Genomic DNA, 18,385 nt, shown 5'->3' on the forward strand with positions numbered 1-18,385 from the left:
TTGCTACTCAGGCTCAGCCTCCCGTTCCGGTCAGTCCCATGCTCGTCGGCACCTACAACCCGCTGCTCGTCGCCATCTCGTATGTGGTCGCCGCCTTCGCGTCCTATGTCGCGCTCGACATGGCCGGCCGGATCGCGGCCAGCGACGGCTGGGCCTCGCGCAGCTGGCTGATCGGCGGCGCAGTGGCGATGGGCTTCGGCATCTGGTCGATGCACTTCCTCGGCATGCTGGCCTTCCAGTTGCCGATCCCGCAGGGCTACGACCTCGCGGTGACGCTGTACTCGCTGCTGATCGCGATCTGCAGCTCGGCCTATGCCCTGCACGTGGTCTCCGGCCGCGACCTGCCCATGCGCAAGCTCGGTGTCGCGGCGCTGATCCTCGGCGCCGGCATCGCCGCCATGCATTACGTCGGCATGGAAGCCATGCACATGCAGCCGGGCAGCGACTACCACCCGGGCTGGTTCGCGCTGTCGATCGTGATCGCGATCGCCGCAGCCGGCGCGGCGCTGTGGATCGCGTTCTCGCTGCGCCGCGAAGGCGCAGGTGTGGTGCGCGCGCGCAGTCTGGCCGCGCTGGTGATGGGCGTGGCGGTCGTCGGCATGCACTACACCGGCATGGCTGCGGCCGGCTTCCCGGAAGGCAGCATCTGCGGTGCCGCGATCGCCGGCGGCATCTCGCCGCAGTGGCTGGCCAGCCTGGTCGGCGCCACGACGTTCGCGATCCTCGGACTGGCGCTGACCACGTCGATCCTCGACCGGCGCCTGCAGGAGCGCACCACCCTGCTCAGCGATTCGCTCAAGAAGGCGAACCAGGAACTGACCTATCTCGCCCTGCACGACAATCTGACCAAGCTGCCGAACCGTCTGCTGCTGGAGGACCGCCTCGAACACGCGATCCGCCGCGCGGTGCGCAACGGCAACCGTTTCGCGCTGCTGTTCGTCGATCTCGACGGCTTCAAGGCGGTCAACGATGCCTATGGCCATCCGGTCGGCGATCGTCTGCTGCTGCAGGTGGCGCGTCACCTGGCTGCCGAGATCCGCGCCGAGGACACGCTGGCGCGGCTGGGCGGCGACGAGTTCGTCGTGCTCGCCGACATCAAGGAGCCGGGCGATGCCGCGACGCTGGCCGACAAGCTGCTGCAGACCGTCTCGATGCCGGTGCAGATCGAAGGCGGCGAACTCAACGTGACCGGCAGCATCGGCATCGCGATCTTCGGCGCCGACGGCACCAGCGCGCGCGAACTGATGACCAATGCCGATGCAGCGATGTACTCGGCCAAGGACCAGGGCCGCAACGCCTACTGTTTCTTCGAGCCGTCGATGAATCGCGGCGCGCACGCCGAGCTCGCCCTGATCCAGGATCTGCGACGCGCGCTGGCGCTGGACCAGTTCACGCTCAATTACCAGCCCAAGCTGCGCGCGCCCGACGGCCCGCTGGTCGGCCTCGAAGCGCTGCTGCGCTGGCACCACCCCGAGCGCGGTCTGGTGATGCCGGACACCTTCATTCCGCTGGCCGAGAAGACCGGTCTGATCCTGGAGATCGGCCGCTGGGTCATCAACGAGGCCTGCCGCCAGCTGATGGAATGGCGCGCGCTCGGTCGCGATGTCCCCTCGGTGTCGGTGAACCTGTCGGCGACCCAGTTCCGCTCGCCCGGCCTGCTGGGCAAGATCAAGGAGGCGCTCGCCCGCCACGGCATGCCGCCCTCGTCGCTGATCCTGGAGATCACCGAATCGACGGCGATGCACGACCCGGAAGCGAGTCTGGCGATCCTGCAACGGCTGTCGGCGCTGGGCGTGCAGATCTCGATCGACGATTTCGGCACCGGCTATTCGAGCCTGCTGTATCTCAAGCGGCTGCCGGCTAGCGAACTCAAGATCGACCGCGCCTTCGTCAAGGATCTCGTCGCCGGCAGCGAGGATGCCGCGATCGTCTCGGCGATCATCGCGCTCGGTCGCACGCTGAACCTGTCGGTGATCGCCGAAGGCGTGGAGACCGAGGCGCAGCAGCGGCTGCTGACCGAACTGGGTTGCACCTCGCTGCAGGGCTTCCACTTCGGCATGCCCGGCGACGCCGCGGCGATCGGCGCGCGGCTCTGACGTCGCACCGGATTCGCGGGAGGCGTCGGATCCGGTGATCCGCAGCCGACGGCGCGTGCGCTGCGCGCCGAAACCGGTGGCGCGGATGCGTGGCGTCAATCGATCTCGCTGGTCTCCTCGGCCAGGCTTTCCAGCAGCGCGTCGATCGGCATCGGGCGACCGAGGTGGTAGCCCTGCGCCTGGTCGCAGCCGTGCGCGCGCAGCCATTCGAGCTGCTCGGCCTCTTCGACGCCTTCGGCGATGATCGCCAGTCCGAGGCCATGGCCGAGCGCGATCAACGCACGGCAGATCGCGGCGCTGCGCGGATCCTCCGTCACGTCACGCACGAAGGCGCGGTCGATCTTCAGATGGTCGAGCGGCAGTTCGCGCAGATAGGCCATGCTCGAAAAGCCGGTGCCGAAGTCGTCGATCGACAGGCACAGGCCTTCGTTGCGCAACGTGCCCATCAGCGATCGCGCATCGTCGGGATGCCGCAGCAGCACGCTTTCGGTCAGCTCCAGATGCAGCGCGCGCGGCGGCAATGCGTGGCGTTCGAACAGATGCCGGATCGATTCCGGCGTCATGTCGGCCTCGAACTGCACCGCGGACACGTTCACCGCGATCGCCACATCACCAAGGCCCGCGGCGACCAGACGCGCGTGCATGCGCGCCGACTCCTCCAGCACCCAGCCGCCGATCGGCACGATCAGCCCGGACTCCTCGCACAGCGGAATGAACTGCGCCGGCGAGACGTAGCTGCCATCGGGCTGGCGCCAGCGCAGCAGGGCTTCGATCGCGGCGAGGCTGCCGTCGTGCAGACGATGGATGGGCTGGAAATGCAGCTCGAACTCGCTGCGTTCATGCGCCTGGCGCAGCTGCCGCACCATCGCCAGCCGGCTCGAGGCGTGCTCGGCCATCGCCGCGCTGTAGTGCACCACCTGCAGGTTCTCCCGGCGCGCATGCAGCGACGCCAGCGCCGCATGGCCGATGACCTTATCGGCCCCGCCGTCCTCGCACGGGCCGCTGGCCAGTCCGATCCAGGCTTCCAGCGGAAACGTGCCGCCTTCGGCCTCGACCGGAATGCCGATCGCCGCGAGCAGCGCGGCGACCATGGCGTCGCGCTCGCGCGGATCGAGCGCGGCGATGACGAACGTCTCCGACGGCATGTAGCCGCAGGCGCCGTAGCGCTCGGCGACCTGGTTGAAGCGTGCGGCTGCCTCGCACAGGATGTTCTCGCCCGCGCGGCGGCCCAGCGTCGGCGCGATCAGTTCCAGATCGCGCAGCTGTACATAGGCGATGGCGAAACCGCTCCCGCCGTCGGCTGCGCAGTGCGAATCGAGCTGGTCGGCCAGTGCGGCGAGCGTCAGCATGCCGGTGGTCGGATCGTGGTTGGCGCGCCAGGCCAGATCGCGCTCGTAACTCATGCGGACGCTGACGTCCTCGGCCAGCACCAGTCGCGCCGGCCGTCCGTCGAGTTCGATCGTGCGCGCGTGCACGCGGACTTCGACATGCCGCGCATCGCGCGTCATCAGCATCCACGGCCGGTCCTGCGCATCGTGGCCGCCCCCCGGTGCCAGCGCTTCACGGCCGGCGGCCTGGTCTTCGGGCGCCAGCAGATCGGTGACCGCCATATGCAGCAGGTCCTCGCGGTTGTAGCCGTAGGTGTCCACGGCCGCCTCGTTGACCGCGAGGAAGCGCAGATCCTCCAGGTCGTAGACCCAGGCCGGCAGCGGATTGCGCTCGAAGATGTGCCGGAACTGCAGTTCGGCGCGTTCCATGCGTTGTTGCGCATCGCGGCGTTCGGTGACGTCCTGCGCGGTGCCTGTCATCACCGGGTCCGCGCCATCACGGACGGTCGCGCCGCGGATCTTCAGCCACCGCGACGCGCCGTCGTCGAGCACCACCCGGTATTCCTGCACGAAGGGCAGCTGGTCGATCTGCGATGCGGCGAGCTCGGTCTGGATACGCGGCCGGTCGTCGTCGTGGATGCGATCGATGAACGCCTGCACCGGGATCCGGCCGTCGACGCTGTCCAGTCCGTAGAGCGCCGCCATCTCCTCGGTGGCGCGGACGTAGCCCGCGGCGGGATACATGCGCCACACGCCGGTCCCGGACGCGAGCTGGGCCTGCTGGAGCCACTCGGCCTGCGCCTCCACTTCGGCCATCAGCGCCTCGCGCGCGATCTCGTCCTTGCGGGCGCGTCGCACCACCAGGCCGAACACCAGCCAGTAGAGCAAGGCGAGCACGCACGCGGACACGGCGTACCGGCGCCAGGGCGCGAGAGCTTCGTGCAAGCCGATGCCGGCGCTGACGACGAAGGGGTAATCGCTGGTGTTGCTGAAGGCGACCTTGCGCTCGACACCGTCGAGCTGGCTGACCAGATCGCCGCTGAAACGCGCGCCCTCCACCCGCACTTCCGGCGGCAGATCGACGTGCTTGCCGACGTGCGTACCCGTGCGGCCGAAGCGCGCGACCACGACGCCGGCCTGGGTGTAGATGGTGGCGCTGCCCTCCGCGCCGACGTCGAGCGAATCGACCATGCCTTCGAGTTCGCGCGTCCGGAACAGGGCGACGATCCACGCATCGTCCGCCGCGAGCGCCAGCGGCAGCGTGCCACCCTTGCCCTGCGGCAGCAGCGGGCCTGCGACCAGCGGGCCCGCCCGATGATCGAGCGTGGCCAGCCAGTCGCTGACCCGCGCATCCGCAACGGCGCCGGATCGCGCGCGCCCGGACCGGTCGAACACGGCTATCGATTCCAGTTCATCGTGGCGGTCGATGACGCCGGCCATCCAGACATCCAGCCTGTCACCCGCCAGCGCCGGCGGCAGCGCGGCGTCGGCCCTCCGCTCCGCGGCGATGCCCCGCAACGCGCGTTCGATGTTGCGCAGTTCGTAGTGCAGCAGACGGTCGGTGCCGGTGGCCAGCGCCATGCTCTGCCGAGACGCCGCGTCCAGCCGCGCGTCGCGATCGAGCAGGACGAGCGTGGCGAGGCCCGCCGTGAGCACCACGCCGAGCAGAATGCCGGTGTTGCGGATCGAGCGGGCCGAACGGAGTCGCCGCAACCGTCTTGTCGTCACGTCCGTAAGCATCGTGTCGTCTGGCGGGCCCGCCCACGGGGGACCCTGAACTCCTGCACTGGAAGACGAAGCATGCCGGGAAAGGGGCCGCGCCCGGCTCTGAGAAAAATCTGAAAGCCGCACGAAAGCGATCCATCGATCCGGAAAAACGCGCGCACTTTTCACGGTGCGTGGCCGCTGCTCCACCCACGGTGGTCCTTCCCCCGCTCGCGAACCTGCCCATGTCCAGCAAAGACACCCGCTCGGCGTCCAATCCCGACCAGCCGCAACAGCGCGACCACGTGGCGATCCACGACCGCAAGGCGGCGCGCGGCGACGCCTACGCCCACGACGACAACCCCTCGGCCGAGGGCAACGACACATCGCTCACGGCCGGCCCCTCGTTCGAACGGCGCGTCCATGCCGACGGCCACGTCGAAGGCGTTCCGCCGCCCGTCGTGACCGGAGACGACAGCGACGACAAAGCGGGTGCAGGCGACGCGTCCGACCGCACACACGACGGGCGCACACACACACAGGATTGAGTTCGACAAGGACGCGCGCCGATGGACGCATCGTCGGCGCAGCCCCGCAGATGCATCCGTCATCGGGCGTGCATGACGTCGCGATGCATCGCGACGCCAGCGGGCGCGACTCCGTTGCGATCGCGGATCGTCGGGATGCGACATAACGGAATGCTGATGGATGCTTCGCGCACGGGGGGCGTCGATCCCCTAGAATCCGCACCGTCCTCGCCCCCGGAGTCACCGTATGTCGTCTGCCCCGCTCGCCTACCGCCGCGTCCTGCTCAAGTTGTCCGGCGAGGCCCTGATGGGCGACGAGGATTACGGCATCGATCCCAAGGTCATCGGTCGCCTGGCCGACGAAGTCATCGAGGCGCAGAAGGCCGGTGCCGAGGTCGGCCTGGTCATCGGCGGCGGCAACATCTTCCGCGGTGCGGGCCTGGCCGCGGCCGGCATGGACCGCGTCACCGGCGACCAGATGGGCATGCTGGCGACCGTCATCAACGCGCTGGCGATGCAGGACGCGCTCGAGAAGCGCGGCGCACGTGCGCGCGTGATGAGCGCGATCAAGATCAACGACGTCTGCGAGGACTACATCCGCCGTCGCGCGATCCGCCATCTGGAAAAGGGCCGCATCGCGATCTTCGCCGCCGGTGTCGGCAGCCCGTTCTTCACCACCGATTCGGGCGCCGCGCTGCGCGGCATCGAAATCGGCGCGGATCTGCTGCTCAAGGCGACCAAGGTCGACGGCGTCTACGACGCCGATCCGAAGAAGGTGCCCGATGCCAATCGTTACGACCGCCTGACCTACGACGAGGTGCTGAGCCAGGGTCTCGAGGTCATGGACACCGCGGCCTTCGCGCTCGCGCGCGATTCCGACCTGCCGCTGCGCATCTTCGACATGAGCCAGGCCGGCGTGCTGCTGCGCATCCTGCGCGGCGAACCGATCGGCACGCTGGTCCAGGGCCGCAGCTGAGCCTGCTGCGCGCGGCGCTGCTCGGCGCCGCAGCATCCCCCGGCCCCGTGGTCGGTCCCGGACGCTTATAATCGTCCGATTCGCACACGGACCGGGGCTGCCCATGCTCAACGACATCAAGAAAGACACCCAGACCCGCATGGCCAAGAGCGTCGAAGCGCTCAAGCACACGCTGGTCAAGGTGCGTACCGGCCGCGCGTCCAGCGCGCTGGTCGACCACATCAAGGTCAACTACCACGGTTCGGACATGCCGCTGAACCAGGTCGCCAGCGTGGTGGTGTCCGATGCCCGCTCGCTGACGATCACGCCGTGGGAGAAGCAGATCGTCGGCGCGATCGAGAAGGCGATTCTCGGCTCCGACCTCGGCCTGACCCCGAACACCGCCGGCACCACGATCCGCCTCAACCTGCCCGCGCTGACCGAAGAGCGCCGCCGCGACTTGTCCAAGGTCGTGCACAGCGAAGGCGAGGACAGCAAGGTCGCCATCCGCAACATCCGCCGCGATGCCAACCAGCAGATCAAGGAACTCCTCAAGGAGAAGCTGATCTCCGAGGACGACGAGCGCCGCAGCGAGGACGAGATCCAGAAGATCACCGATTCGGCGATCAAGGATGTCGACGAGGTCGTCAAGGCCAAGGAACAGGAACTGATGTCGGTCTGACGGTCCGTCCGCAGTCCGCATGAACGCACCGATTCCGACCGGGCCTGTCCCGCGCCACATCGCCGTCATCATGGACGGCAACGGGCGCTGGGCGGCGCGTCGCAAGCGTCCGCGTGCGATCGGCCACCGGGCCGGCGCGCGCACCGTCAACCTCTGCATCGATTTCTGCCTCGAACGCGGCGTCGACGCGCTGACCCTGTTCGCGTTCTCCAGCGAGAACTGGGGCCGTCCCGACGAGGAAGTCGGCGCGCTGATGAAGCTGTTCCTGGGCGCGCTCGACCGTGAAGTCGGCGAGCTGCATCGTCGCGGCGTGCGCCTGCGTTTCATCGGCGAGCGTGGCCGTTTCAGCGACGGCATCCGCGGCCGCATGGCCGCGGCGGAAACGCTGACTGCCGGCAACACACGGCTGACGCTGGCGGTGGCTGCCAGTTACGGCGGACGCCAGGACATCGCCTCGGCCGCGCGTTCGCTGGCCGAGGATGTCGCGGCGGGCCGTCTGCGTCCGGACCAGATTGACGAAGCCGCGCTCGGCGCACGGGTCGCGCTGGCCGACCTGCCGGCGCCGGATCTTTTCATCCGCACCGGCGGCGATCTGCGCGTCAGCAATTTCCTGTTGTGGCAGCTCGCCTACACCGAGCTGTGGTTCACCGAGACCCTGTGGCCCGAGTTCGGCGCGCAGGAACTCGAGCAGGCGCTACAGGTCTATGCCTCGCGCGAGCGACGCTTCGGGCTGACGGGCGAGCAGATCGCCACCGCACAGGACGCGCCCGGGGAGGGCCACCCATGACATCCACCCGCATCCTCGCGGCCCTGCTGATGGCGCCCGTCGCCATCGCCGCCGTGCTGCTGCTCAATACGCCATGGATGGCCGCCGTCTCGGCGATCATCTTCCTCGCCGCGCTGTGGGAATGGCTGCGGCTGACCGACATCGACGACACGCTGGCGCGCACCGCGCTGCTGGCGCTGAACCTGCTGCTGATGGTGGCCATCGTCTGGGCATCGGCGACCGGCGGCGGCTCGCTGGTGCTGCTGAAGATCTTGGCGATGATCGGTGTCGTCTGGTGGCTGCTGGCGACGTTGTGGCTGCGCCATTACGACTTCGCCTCCGATCACGACACCCGGGCGCGCGTGTTCAAGCTCGCGGCCGGCACGCTGGCGGTGATTCCGGCCTGGGCCGCGCTGTGCGTGATCCACGCCGGCGAGAACGGCGGACACGGCAACCGCTGGCTGCTGCTGGCGCTGGCGATCGTCTGGGCCACCGACACCGGCGCGTATTTCGCCGGCCGCAAGTTCGGCAAGCGCAAGCTCGCGCCACGCATCAGCCCGAACAAGACCGTCGAAGGCCTGGCCGGCGGCGTCGTCGCGGGCGTGCTGGTCGCGGTCGCATTCGCGCCGCTCGCCGGCGCGACCGTCGCGCAGTTGCCGCTGGTCGCGCTGGTCGCGGTGCTGACCGTGCTGGCATCGGTGGTCGGCGATCTGTTCGAAAGCCTGCTCAAGCGCCACGTGGGCGCCAAGGACTCGGGTACGTTGATTCCCGGTCACGGCGGCGTGCTCGATCGCCTCGACAGCGTGCTGGCGGCGCTGCCGGTGTTCGCGTTCGGCCAGATCTGGCTCGGTTTCTGACGATGCAGTCCGTCTTCGCGTGCCGCGGCCGGACGTGCCGCGCATGATCCGCAAGGTCGCGGTCTTCGGCGCCACCGGTTCGATCGGCACCTCGGCGCTGGACGTCATCGCCCGGCATCCCGATCGCCTGCGCGCCAGCGTGCTGGCGGCGGGCAGCAACGTACCCGCACTGGTCGCGCTGTGCGTCACGCACCGACCGGATCATGCAGTGATCGCCGATGCGGCGTTGCTCGACGCACTGGCGTCGGCGCTGCGCGACGCGGGCCTCGACACCACGCCGCATGCCGGCATGCCTGCACTCGATGCGCTCGCCCGCGATGCGGAGGCCTGCGACACCGTCGTCGCCGCGATCGTCGGCGCGGCCGGGCTCGATTCCACGCTGGCTGCGCTGCGCGCCGGCAAGCGTGTGCTGCTGGCCAACAAGGAATCGCTGGTGCTGGCCGGTGCGCTGATGATGCAGGCCGCGCGCGATGCGGGCGCGACCATCGTGCCGATCGACAGCGAACACAACGCGATCCACCAGTGCCTGCCCGCCGATGGCGACTGCAGCGGCGTCGCCCGCATCATCCTGACCGCATCCGGCGGCCCGTTCCGCGGGCGCAGCCGCGCATCGCTCGCGGAGGTGACGCCGGCACAGGCCGTCGCGCATCCCAAGTGGTCGATGGGGCCGAAGATCTCGGTCGACTCGGCGACGCTGATGAACAAGGGGCTGGAACTGATCGAGGCGCATCACCTGTTCGCGATGCCGGTCGAACGTCTCGACGTGCTGGTGCATCCGCAGAGCCTGGTGCACTCCTTCGTCGAGTTCATCGACGGTTCCACCCTCGCCCAGCTCGGACTGCCCGACATGCGCACCGCGCTCGCGGTGGGCCTGGGCTATCCCGATCGCATCGCCTCCGGCGTGTCGGGTCTGGATCTGCTGCAGCATGGCCGCCTCGATTTCGAAGCGCCGGATCTCGACGCATTCCCCTGCCTGGCGCTCGCCCGAGGCGCACTGGCGGCTGGCGGTACCGCGCCCGCGCTGCTGAACGCGGCGAACGAAGTGGCGGTTTCAGCCTTTCTTCAGGGGCACCTGCGTTTTCTAGCCATTCCCACGCTGGTCGAGCACGTGCTCGACACGCTTCCCGCCGCTGACGCGGCGTCGCTGGCCGTGCTGCGCGATGCCGACGCGCGCGCGCGCAGCGTCGCCACGCAGGCGATCGAAACCGGTGCCGTCCATTGAGCAAGCGTGATGTCTGAATTCTTCGGCTCGGTGTGGTGGCTGATCGTCAGCCTCGGCGTGCTGGTCACCTTCCACGAGTTCGGCCATTACTGGGTCGCGCGCCGGTGCGGCGTGCGCGTGCTGCGCTTCTCGATCGGATTCGGTCGCGCGCTGTGGTCGCGCCGCGGCAAGGACGGCACGGTCTACCAGATCGCGATGATCCCGCTGGGTGGCTACGTCAAGATGCTCGACGAGCGCGAAAGCCCGGTGCCGGAGGCCGAAGCGCACGAAGCCTTCAACCGCGCGTCGGTGTGGAAGCGCATCGCGATCGTCGCCGCCGGGCCGATCGCCAATCTGATCCTGTGCGTGGTGCTGCTGTGGGCGATGTTCGTCATCGGTCGCCCCGATTACGCGCCCGTCGTCGGCCAGGCCAGCGGCATCGCCGAAACTTCGGGCCTGCGCGCGGGCGACCACATCGATGCCGTCGGTGACCGCGAGACGCCGACGTGGATGGAGGTGCAGCTCGCGCTGCTGCCGGCCGCGCTGGATCGCCGGGACATCGCCCTGCACGTCACCGACGAACGCGACCGCGACGTGGTCCGCGAACTGCGCCTGTCGCAACTACCCGAGGATTTCGACCAGCGGCGTATCGCGTCGGCGATCGGCCTGTGGCCACGGCATCTGCTGCTGCCAGCGGTCGTGGGCCGCGTCGAGCCCGGATCCGCGGCCTGGGGCGTCCTGGCCGAAGGCGACCGCCTCACGGCCATCGACGGCAGCCCGGTGCGCGTGTTCGAGGACATCGGCCCGTTGGTGCAGACGCTGGGCGACCGCGGCGGCCAGGCGATGGTCGAAGTGGAACGCGACGGCGAGCGCCTCGCACTGGAGATGACACCCAAGCGCATGGAGCTGCCCGACGGGCGCGGCGAATACTGGGCCTTCGGTATCGCGCCGCCGCGCGACCTGCCGATGCCGGAGAAGGACGCGATTCAGCAGTACGGGGTACTCGCGTCGGTGCCGGCGGCGTTCCATGAAGTCGGTCATCTGACCGGCCAGCTGGTCGGCATGATCGGGCGCGCCTTCAGCGGCCGGGTGGCGATCGAGAACACGGTGGCCGGCCCAATCACGATTGCGCGCGCGGCCAATACCTATGCCGGCCAAGGACCTGCGTGGTACCTGACGATCCTCGCGTTGCTGTCGCTGAGCCTGGCGATCCTGAACCTCCTCCCCATCCCGCTGCTGGATGGGGGACACCTCTTGTATTACCTTATCGAGTTGGTCAAAGGCAGCCCGGTCAGCGAGCGCGCGATGGTGGCCGGGCAATACGTCGGCCTGGCCCTGCTGGCCAGTCTGATGGGCCTGGCGTTCTACAACGACATCCTCCAACTCGTGCGCTGACACCTGCCTCGACCCGGATTCCGCCGCACACACCGCGCCGGAACCACTCCCCTACCCGGATTCAAAGATGACGCGAATGCCTGACCGCCGACTGCTTGCCCTCGCCCTCGCCACGGTGATCGCCGCGCCGGCCTGGGCCCAGACGGCCGCGAACGCACCTGTTGCCGCGCCTGCGCCCACCGCCCTGCCCCCGCTGGCACCTTCGAGCGCGAGCAGCTTCACGGTCAGCGACATCCGTGTCGACGGCCTGCAGCGCATCGGCGCCGGCACCGTGTTCACCTACCTGCCGGTCGAGCGCGGCGACACCGTCAATTCGACGCGCATCAGCGATGCGGTTCGCGCGCTGTACCGCACCGGCTTCTTCGAAGACATCCAGGTCGCGCGCCAGGGCGACATCCTCGTGTTCACGGTGAGCGAGCGTCCGGCGATCAACCGCCTCACGCTGACCGGTAACAAGGACATCAAGACCGAAGACCTGACCAAGGGTCTCAACGAGATCGGCCTGTCCGAAGGCGAGACCTTCGACCGCCTCGACCTCGACCGCGTGACCCAGGAACTGGTGCGCCAGTACAACAACCGCGGCAAGTACAACGTCAAGATCACCCCGACCGTCTCGCGCCTCGACCGCAACCGCGTCGACATCGCGATCAACGTCGAGGAAGGCAAGGCGGCTAAGATCCGCCACATCAACATCATCGGCAACGAGACCTACGATCTCGACACGCTGACCGACAACTGGGAATCGGGCGAGTCGAACTGGCTCAGCTGGTACCGCCGTGACGACCAGTACTCGCGCGAGAAGCTCGAGGGCGATCGCGAAAAGCTGCACAACTTCTATCTCGACCGCGGCTACATCGACTTCAGCGAAGACAGCGTCCAGGTTTCGATCAGTCCCGACAAGGCCGACATGTTCATCACCGCCGGCGTCACCGAAGGCGAGATCTACAAGGTGTCGGACGTGCAGATCACCGGCAACACGGTGCTGCCGAAGGAAGAGATCGAAAGCCGCGTCTTCGTGCAGAAGGACCAGGTGTTCTCGCGCGCGCTGCTGGAGCTGAGCTCGGACGCGATCATCGCGACGCTCGGCAACATCGGCTACGCGTTCGCACAGGTGAACCCGATTCCGGAAGTCGACCGCGAGAACCGCACGGTCGCGATCAATCTGCAGGTCGTGCCGGGCCCGCGCGTCCAGGTGCGCCGCGTCCAGTTCAAGGGCAACAGCCGCACGTCCGACGAAGTGATGCGCCGCGAGATGCGCCAGTTCGAAGGCGCCTGGTACTCGCAGGCCGCGGTCGACCGCTCCAAGGTCCGTCTGCAGCGCCTGGGCTATTTCGAATCGGGCAGCGTCAACGTCGAAAGCCAGCCGGTGCCGGGCAGCAACGACCAGGTCGACGTGGTGTTCAGCGTCACCGAAACCACGTCGGGCAGCTTCGTGTTCGGCCTCGGCTACTCGCAGCTCGCCGGCGTGACCACGTCGGTGCAGCTGTCGCAGAACAACTTCCTCGGCAGCGGCAACCGCGTGTCGGTGGAAGCGCAGCGCAACGTCTACCTGCAGCGCTACTCGTTCTCCTTCATGAACCCGTACTTCACCGACGGGGGCATGTCGCTGGGCTACAACCTGTGGTGGCGCGAGTTCGACAACTCCGAGTTCAACACCGCGCAGTATTCGTCGACCAGCGCCGCCGGCCAGACGATCCTGGGCATTCCGCTGACCGAGAACGACTCGATCTCGCTGCTGCTCGGCGTCGACCGCAACCAGATCTTCACCTTCCGCGGCTCCTCGCCGGAATCGATCGTCGATTACGTCGATGCGTTCGGCTCGCGCACCTTCCATGCCTGGCGCAGCGAACTGGCCTGGGCGCGCGACACCCGCAACGACTATCTGCAGCCGACCCGCGGCATGATGCAGCGCGTTTCGCTGGAGAGCACCCTGCCCGGCTCGTCCGCCGAGTACTACAAGCTCAACTACGAGATCTCGAAGTACTGGCCGATCAACCGGCACCTGATCCTCAATACCCGCGCCGAGCTCGGCTACGGCGACAGCTACGGCAGCGACGTTGTGCGCAACGTCTGCTACACCGCGCCGACCTTCGTGGACAGCAACGGTGACGGCGTGGTCGACACGCAGGTACCCGGCGCCGCGCCGAGCGATCCCTGCGATCCGTCGTCGCCCGACTACATCCGCACGCTCACCGCCAGCGGCCTGCCGTTCTACGAGAACTTCTACGCCGGTGGTCCGCGCTCGGTGCGTGGCTTCCGCGACAACACGCTCGGCCCGCGCGAGACCGCGCTCAACAGCTCGTTCCTGCAGCCGATCGGCGGCGCGGTGAAGACCATCGGTTCGCTGGAGATGTTCTTCCCGCAGCTGATCAAGTCGCCCGCCGCGCGCATCTCGGCCTTCGTCGACTTCGGCAACGTCTACAAGGACGTCGACAGCTGGGACGCGAAGGAACTGCGCGCGTCGGCCGGTGTGGCGCTGATGTGGCGCGCACCGGTCGGCCCGATCTCGATCAGCTATTCGTACCCGCTGCGCCAGCAGAAGGAAGTCCGTGGTGGCGCCGGCGATCTGATCAAGCAGGGCGACGAAGTCGAACGTCTGCAGTTCACCTTCGGCGGCGCGTTCTGATCCAGCGCGACCGATGACCGACACGCAGACCCGCCATACCGCCGGAGCGCTCGCGCAGCGCTTCGGTCTCGTCGTCCACGGCGAGCCGGACACTTCGGTGTCGGGCGTCGCGACTCTCGCCACGGCCACCAGTGGCCAGCTCGCGTTCCTGTCCAATCCGCGCTACCGCCCGCAGCTCGCCGAAACCGGCGCCGGCATCGTCGTGCTGCGCGAGGCGGATGCGGACGGGTATGCCGGCACCGCGCTGATCGCGAAGGATCCCTACGTCGCCTACGCGAAGATCGCGGCGCTGTTCGATCCCGCCAGCGATGCGCCCGCGGGCGTCCACGCCCTCTCGGTCGTCGATCCGAGTGCGCAGGTCGATGCGTCGGCGTCGATCGGCCCGCACGTCAGCATCGGCGCGCGCAGCGTGATCGGTGCCGGCGTGACCATCGGTGCCGGCTGCGTGATCGGCGAGGACTGCATCGTCGGCGACGGCAGCCGTCTGATCGCCCGCGTGACCCTGGTCAAGCGCGTGCGCCTGGGCGCCCGCGTCACCATCCATCCGGGGGCCGTGCTGGGATCGGAGGGCTTCGGCCTGGCGATGGACGCCGGACGCTGGATCAACGTGCCGCAGCTCGGCGGCGTGGTCGTCGGCGACGATTGCGACATCGGCGCCAACACGACCATCGACCGCGGCGCGCTCGACGACACCACGCTCGCCGAAGGCGTGCGCCTCGACAACCTGATCCAGATCGGACACAACGTGCGCATCGGTGCGCACACCGCGATCGCGGGCTGCGTCGGCATCGCCGGCAGCACCAAGATCGGCAGTTACTGCCTGCTCGCCGGCAAGGTCGGCGTCGCCGGCCATCTCGACATCTGCGATCACGTCGTCGTCCACGCGATGACGATGGTGTCCGCATCCATCACCGAGCCCGGCGAATATTCCGCCGGCATTCCCGCCCAGCCCACGCGCGAGTGGCGGAAGAATGCCGTGCGGATCCGTCAGCTCGATTCGCTCGCGCGTCGCGTCACGGCGCTCGGGAAGGGGGAACCATGACAGACGCGATCACGCTGCCGATCTACATCGACGGCGTCCACAAGCTGCTGCCGCACCGCTATCCGTTCCTGCTCGTCGACCGCGTCGTCGAGTTCGAGCACGGCAAGCGCGTGCTCTGCTACAAGAACGTCTCGGCCAACGAGGAGTTCTTCCAAGGCCATTTCCCCGGCCAGCCGGTGATGCCGGGCGTGCTCGTCGTCGAGGCGATGGCGCAGGCCGGCGGCATCCTGACCCATCTGACCAAGGGCAAGGACTGCGAAGGCAACCTGTCGTATCTGGTCAAGGTCGACGCCGCGAAGTTCTCGCGCATGGTGGTGCCGGGCGACCGTCTCGAGCTCGAAGTCACGATCAAGCGCGAGATCCGCAACATGACCATGTATAGCGGCATCGCGCGCGTCGACGGCGAACAGGCGGCCTGCGCGGAGATCCTCTGCGCCGAGGTCCCGCGCTGACATGGGCGCCGCGCAGGTCCATCCCAGCGCGGTCGTCGATCCCGGCGCGACGCTGGGCGAGGACGTGCGCATCGGTGCGTTCACGCTGATCGGCCCGGACGTCGAGATCGGCGCCGGCACCATCGTCGGACCGCATTCCAGCATCCATGGGCCGACGCGTATCGGCCGCGAGAACCACATCCACGGCCATGCCGCGATCGGCGGCGAGCCGCAGGACAAGAAGTTCGCCGGCGAGCGCGCGGAATTGGTGATCGGCGACCGCAACACGATCCGCGAATTCGTCACGATCAACCGCGGCACCGGCGACGGTGGCGGCATCACCCGCGTCGGCGACGACAACTGGTTCCTCGCCTATACGCACGTCGCCCACGACTGCGTCGTCGGCAACCGCTGCGTGTTCTCGAACAACGCCACGCTGGCCGGCCACGTCACCGTCGGCGACCACGTGATCCTCAGCGGCTTCGTCGGCATCCACCAGTTCTGCCGGATCGGCGCGCATGCGTTCATCGGCATGGGCGCTTTCGTCAATGGCGACGTGCCGCCGTTCGTGATGGTGGCGCAGGACGGCTACGGCCGGCCGCGCGGCATCAACGCCGAAGGCCTGAAGCGTCGTGGCTTCGACAGTGCACGCACGTCGGCGATCAAGCGTGCCTACCGCGCCCTGTACGTGTCGGGCGATTCGCTGGCCGATGCGCGCGTGCGGCTGGAAGAAATGGCGCAGGACAGCGGAGACGTGCGCGCGTTCCTCGACTTCATCGACGCAGGCGATCGTCCGCTGCTGCGTTGACCGCTTCCACGGCACGACGCGCCGTCGATGCCGCACAATGCCACCGTGTCCAGTCCCGCGCCCGCATCCGTATCCCTGCTCGACGACCGCACGTCCGGTGCGCCGCTGCGCATCGCGCTCGTCGCCGGCGAAGCCTCCGGCGACCTGCTCGGCGCCGGACTGATCGAACAGCTGCGCGCGCGCTATCCGCAAGCGATCTTCGCCGGTGTCGGCGGCGATGCGATGCGCGCGGCCGGCATGGACACCTGGCACGACGCGTCCGAGCTCGCGGTCATGGGGCTGTCGGAAGTGCTGCGTCATCTGCCGCGCCTGCTCAAGCTGCGCAAGACACTGCGCGCGCGTCTGCTCGACTGGCGCCCGGATGTCTTCATCGGCATCGATGCGCCCGATTTCAATCTCGGACTGGAGCGCACGCTCAAGGACCGCGGCATCCGCACCGTGCATTACGTCAGCCCGTCGATCTGGGCCTGGCGGCAGGGGCGCGCGGCGAAGATCGGCCGCAGCGCGGATCTCGTGCTGTGCCTGTTCCCGATGGAGCCGCCGATCTATGCGACGCATGGTGTCGACGCGCGCTTCGTCGGTCATCCGCTGGCAGAGATGGTGGCGCTGGAGCCCGATCGTGCGGCCGCGCGCGATGCGCTCGGGCTGCCGCAGGACGCGCCCGTGCTGGCGGTGTTGCCGGGCTCGCGCCTGGGCGAGATCGGCCGGCTCGGCGAGGTGTTTCTCGATGCCGCCGCGCGTGTCGCCGCCGCCCTGCCCGGTCTGCGGATCGTCGTGCCGGCTGCGAACGCCGGCTGCCGCGCTGCGATCGATGCACTGCTCGCACACCCGCGTTATGCGGCGCTCGACGTTCGCGTGCTCGACGGCCAGGCGCGCGTCGCAATGGTCGCCAGCGACGTCGTGCTGCTCGCCTCCGGCACGGCGACGCTCGAAGCCTTGCTGGCCAAGCGCCCGATGGTCGTCGGCTACCGCATCGCGCCGAGCACGGCGTTCCTCGTGCGTCTCTTCAAGCTGATGCAGGTCGATCGCTTCTCGCTGCCCAACGTGCTCGCCGGCCGCACGATCGCGCCGGAGTTCATGCAGGAAGACTGCACGCCCGAACATCTGTCCGCCGCGGTGCTGCACTGGTTCCGCGATCCGGCCGCGGCCGATGCGCTGCAGCCGGTCTACCGCGATCTGCATCTGCAGCTGCGCCAGGGCGCATCGGCGACCGCAGCCGATGCGGTCGCGCGTCTCGCAGCGCCCGCGCTGCCTGCACCGGCGCGGACGCCATGACCCGGCGCCTGCGCATCGCCGGCGTCGACGAGGCCGGGCGTGGCCCGCTCGCCGGACCGGTCGTCGTCGCCGCCGTGATCCTGCATCCCAAGCGCCCGATCGACGGCCTCGATGATTCGAAGAAGTTGACGGAGAAACGCCGCGAGGCGCTGTATCCGCAGATCGTCGAGCGTGCACTCGCGTGGCGGGTCGAGTTCGTCGATGTCGACGAGATCGATCGCATCAACATCTTCCAGGCGACGATGGTCGGCATGGCGCGTGCGGTGCAGGCGCTGGCGCCCGCCGCCGAGCGCGTGCTGATCGACGGCAACCGCCTGCCGCGCGGTCTGCCCTGCCCTGCGCGTGCGATCGTCGGCGGCGATGCGATCGAGCAGTCGATCATGGCGGCCTCGATCCTCGCCAAGGTCGCGCGCGATCGCGCGATGGTCGAACTGCATGCGCAGTTTCCCGATTACGGCTTCGACCGGCACAAGGGCTACAGCGCACCGACGCATCTCGCCGCGCTGCAGGCGCACGGCCCCTGCGTGCATCACCGCCGCAGCTTCGCGCCGGTGTCGCGTCTGCTGCCCGACGCCGTGTCGGAGGCCATCGCGGAACCTGCCACCGCGGACCTGTTCGCCGAGCCATTGCCGGCCTGATCTAGCCGTGCCGGACGTCCACGTCTGAACCGTTCCCGGTGGGCCGGCACACAC

Annotated in this window: 15 protein-coding genes; 14 read left to right on the top strand and 1 reads right to left on the bottom strand. The window is 68.6% G+C overall.

What is annotated here, in order from left to right; translation table 11 throughout:
• Positions 1-38: 38 nt before the first annotated feature.
• Entirely contained in the window at positions 39-2,096 is a 2,058-nt protein-coding gene (locus AC3A5T_RS14675; RefSeq protein WP_487629179.1) for a putative bifunctional diguanylate cyclase/phosphodiesterase, read from the top strand.
• Positions 2,097-2,191: 95 nt separating this feature from the next.
• On the opposite strand, the gene AC3A5T_RS14680 is transcribed toward AC3A5T_RS14675, so the two are convergent.
• Positions 2,192-5,137: a bifunctional diguanylate cyclase/phosphodiesterase gene (locus AC3A5T_RS14680; protein ID WP_487629180.1), complete on the bottom strand. Its 2,946-nt coding sequence runs from the start codon at positions 5,135-5,137 to the stop codon at positions 2,192-2,194.
• A gap of 236 nt (positions 5,138-5,373) precedes the next feature.
• Here AC3A5T_RS14680 and AC3A5T_RS14685 point away from each other — a divergent pair, with 236 nt between their 5' ends.
• From AC3A5T_RS14685 to rnhB, 13 genes are all read left to right on the top strand, one after another.
• The gene (locus tag AC3A5T_RS14685) at positions 5,374-5,676 is read left to right on the top strand and encodes a hypothetical protein (protein WP_487629181.1); all 303 of its coding nucleotides are present in this window, start codon (positions 5,374-5,376) and stop codon (positions 5,674-5,676) included.
• Between the two features lie 226 nt (positions 5,677-5,902).
• Positions 5,903-6,631, top strand: a complete 729-nt coding sequence (gene pyrH / locus AC3A5T_RS14690; RefSeq protein WP_487629182.1) for a UMP kinase — start codon at positions 5,903-5,905, stop codon at positions 6,629-6,631.
• Between the two features lie 103 nt (positions 6,632-6,734).
• Positions 6,735-7,292 carry a ribosome recycling factor gene (gene frr, locus AC3A5T_RS14695; protein ID WP_332076717.1) on the top strand — a complete coding sequence of 186 codons (558 nt, stop codon included), beginning with the start codon at positions 6,735-6,737 and terminating at the stop codon, positions 7,290-7,292.
• A gap of 19 nt (positions 7,293-7,311) precedes the next feature.
• Positions 7,312-8,079, top strand: coding sequence for a polyprenyl diphosphate synthase (gene uppS / locus AC3A5T_RS14700; RefSeq protein ID WP_487629183.1), 768 nt, complete (start codon positions 7,312-7,314; stop codon positions 8,077-8,079).
• A complete protein-coding gene (locus AC3A5T_RS14705) occupies positions 8,076-8,915 on the top strand; it encodes a phosphatidate cytidylyltransferase (RefSeq protein WP_332076715.1) in 840 nt (279 codons plus the stop codon). The genes uppS and AC3A5T_RS14705 overlap by 4 nt, the downstream gene beginning before the upstream one ends.
• A gap of 43 nt (positions 8,916-8,958) precedes the next feature.
• Positions 8,959-10,137 (top strand): 1-deoxy-D-xylulose-5-phosphate reductoisomerase, encoded by a 1,179-nt coding sequence (gene dxr, locus AC3A5T_RS14710; RefSeq protein ID WP_487629184.1) that lies wholly within the window; start codon positions 8,959-8,961, stop codon positions 10,135-10,137.
• A gap of 9 nt (positions 10,138-10,146) precedes the next feature.
• Positions 10,147-11,511 carry an RIP metalloprotease RseP gene (gene rseP / locus AC3A5T_RS14715; protein WP_487629185.1) on the top strand — a complete coding sequence of 455 codons (1,365 nt, stop codon included), beginning with the start codon at positions 10,147-10,149 and terminating at the stop codon, positions 11,509-11,511.
• A gap of 67 nt (positions 11,512-11,578) precedes the next feature.
• Entirely contained in the window at positions 11,579-14,137 is a 2,559-nt protein-coding gene (gene bamA / locus AC3A5T_RS14720; RefSeq protein ID WP_487629186.1) for an outer membrane protein assembly factor BamA, read from the top strand.
• 13 nt (positions 14,138-14,150) lie between these two features.
• Positions 14,151-15,179: a UDP-3-O-(3-hydroxymyristoyl)glucosamine N-acyltransferase gene (lpxD, locus tag AC3A5T_RS14725; protein ID WP_487629187.1), complete on the top strand. Its 1,029-nt coding sequence runs from the start codon at positions 14,151-14,153 to the stop codon at positions 15,177-15,179.
• Positions 15,176-15,631 carry a 3-hydroxyacyl-ACP dehydratase FabZ gene (fabZ, locus tag AC3A5T_RS14730; RefSeq protein ID WP_332076710.1) on the top strand — a complete coding sequence of 152 codons (456 nt, stop codon included), beginning with the start codon at positions 15,176-15,178 and terminating at the stop codon, positions 15,629-15,631. Before lpxD ends, fabZ begins: the two co-directional genes overlap by 4 nt.
• A 1-nt stretch (position 15,632) precedes the next feature.
• Positions 15,633-16,418, top strand: a complete 786-nt coding sequence (gene lpxA / locus AC3A5T_RS14735; RefSeq protein WP_487629188.1) for an acyl-ACP--UDP-N-acetylglucosamine O-acyltransferase — start codon at positions 15,633-15,635, stop codon at positions 16,416-16,418.
• Positions 16,419-16,445: 27 nt separating this feature from the next.
• On the top strand, positions 16,446-17,693 hold the full coding sequence (gene lpxB / locus AC3A5T_RS14740; RefSeq protein ID WP_487629189.1) for a lipid-A-disaccharide synthase: 1,248 nt from the start codon (positions 16,446-16,448) through the stop codon (positions 17,691-17,693).
• The gene (rnhB, locus tag AC3A5T_RS14745; RefSeq protein WP_487629190.1) at positions 17,690-18,331 is read left to right on the top strand and encodes a ribonuclease HII; all 642 of its coding nucleotides are present in this window, start codon (positions 17,690-17,692) and stop codon (positions 18,329-18,331) included. Before lpxB ends, rnhB begins: the two co-directional genes overlap by 4 nt.
• The last annotated feature ends 54 nt before the right edge of the window (positions 18,332-18,385 follow it).

It is taken from the genome of Luteimonas sp. Soil_C_16 (genome assembly GCF_057657295.1).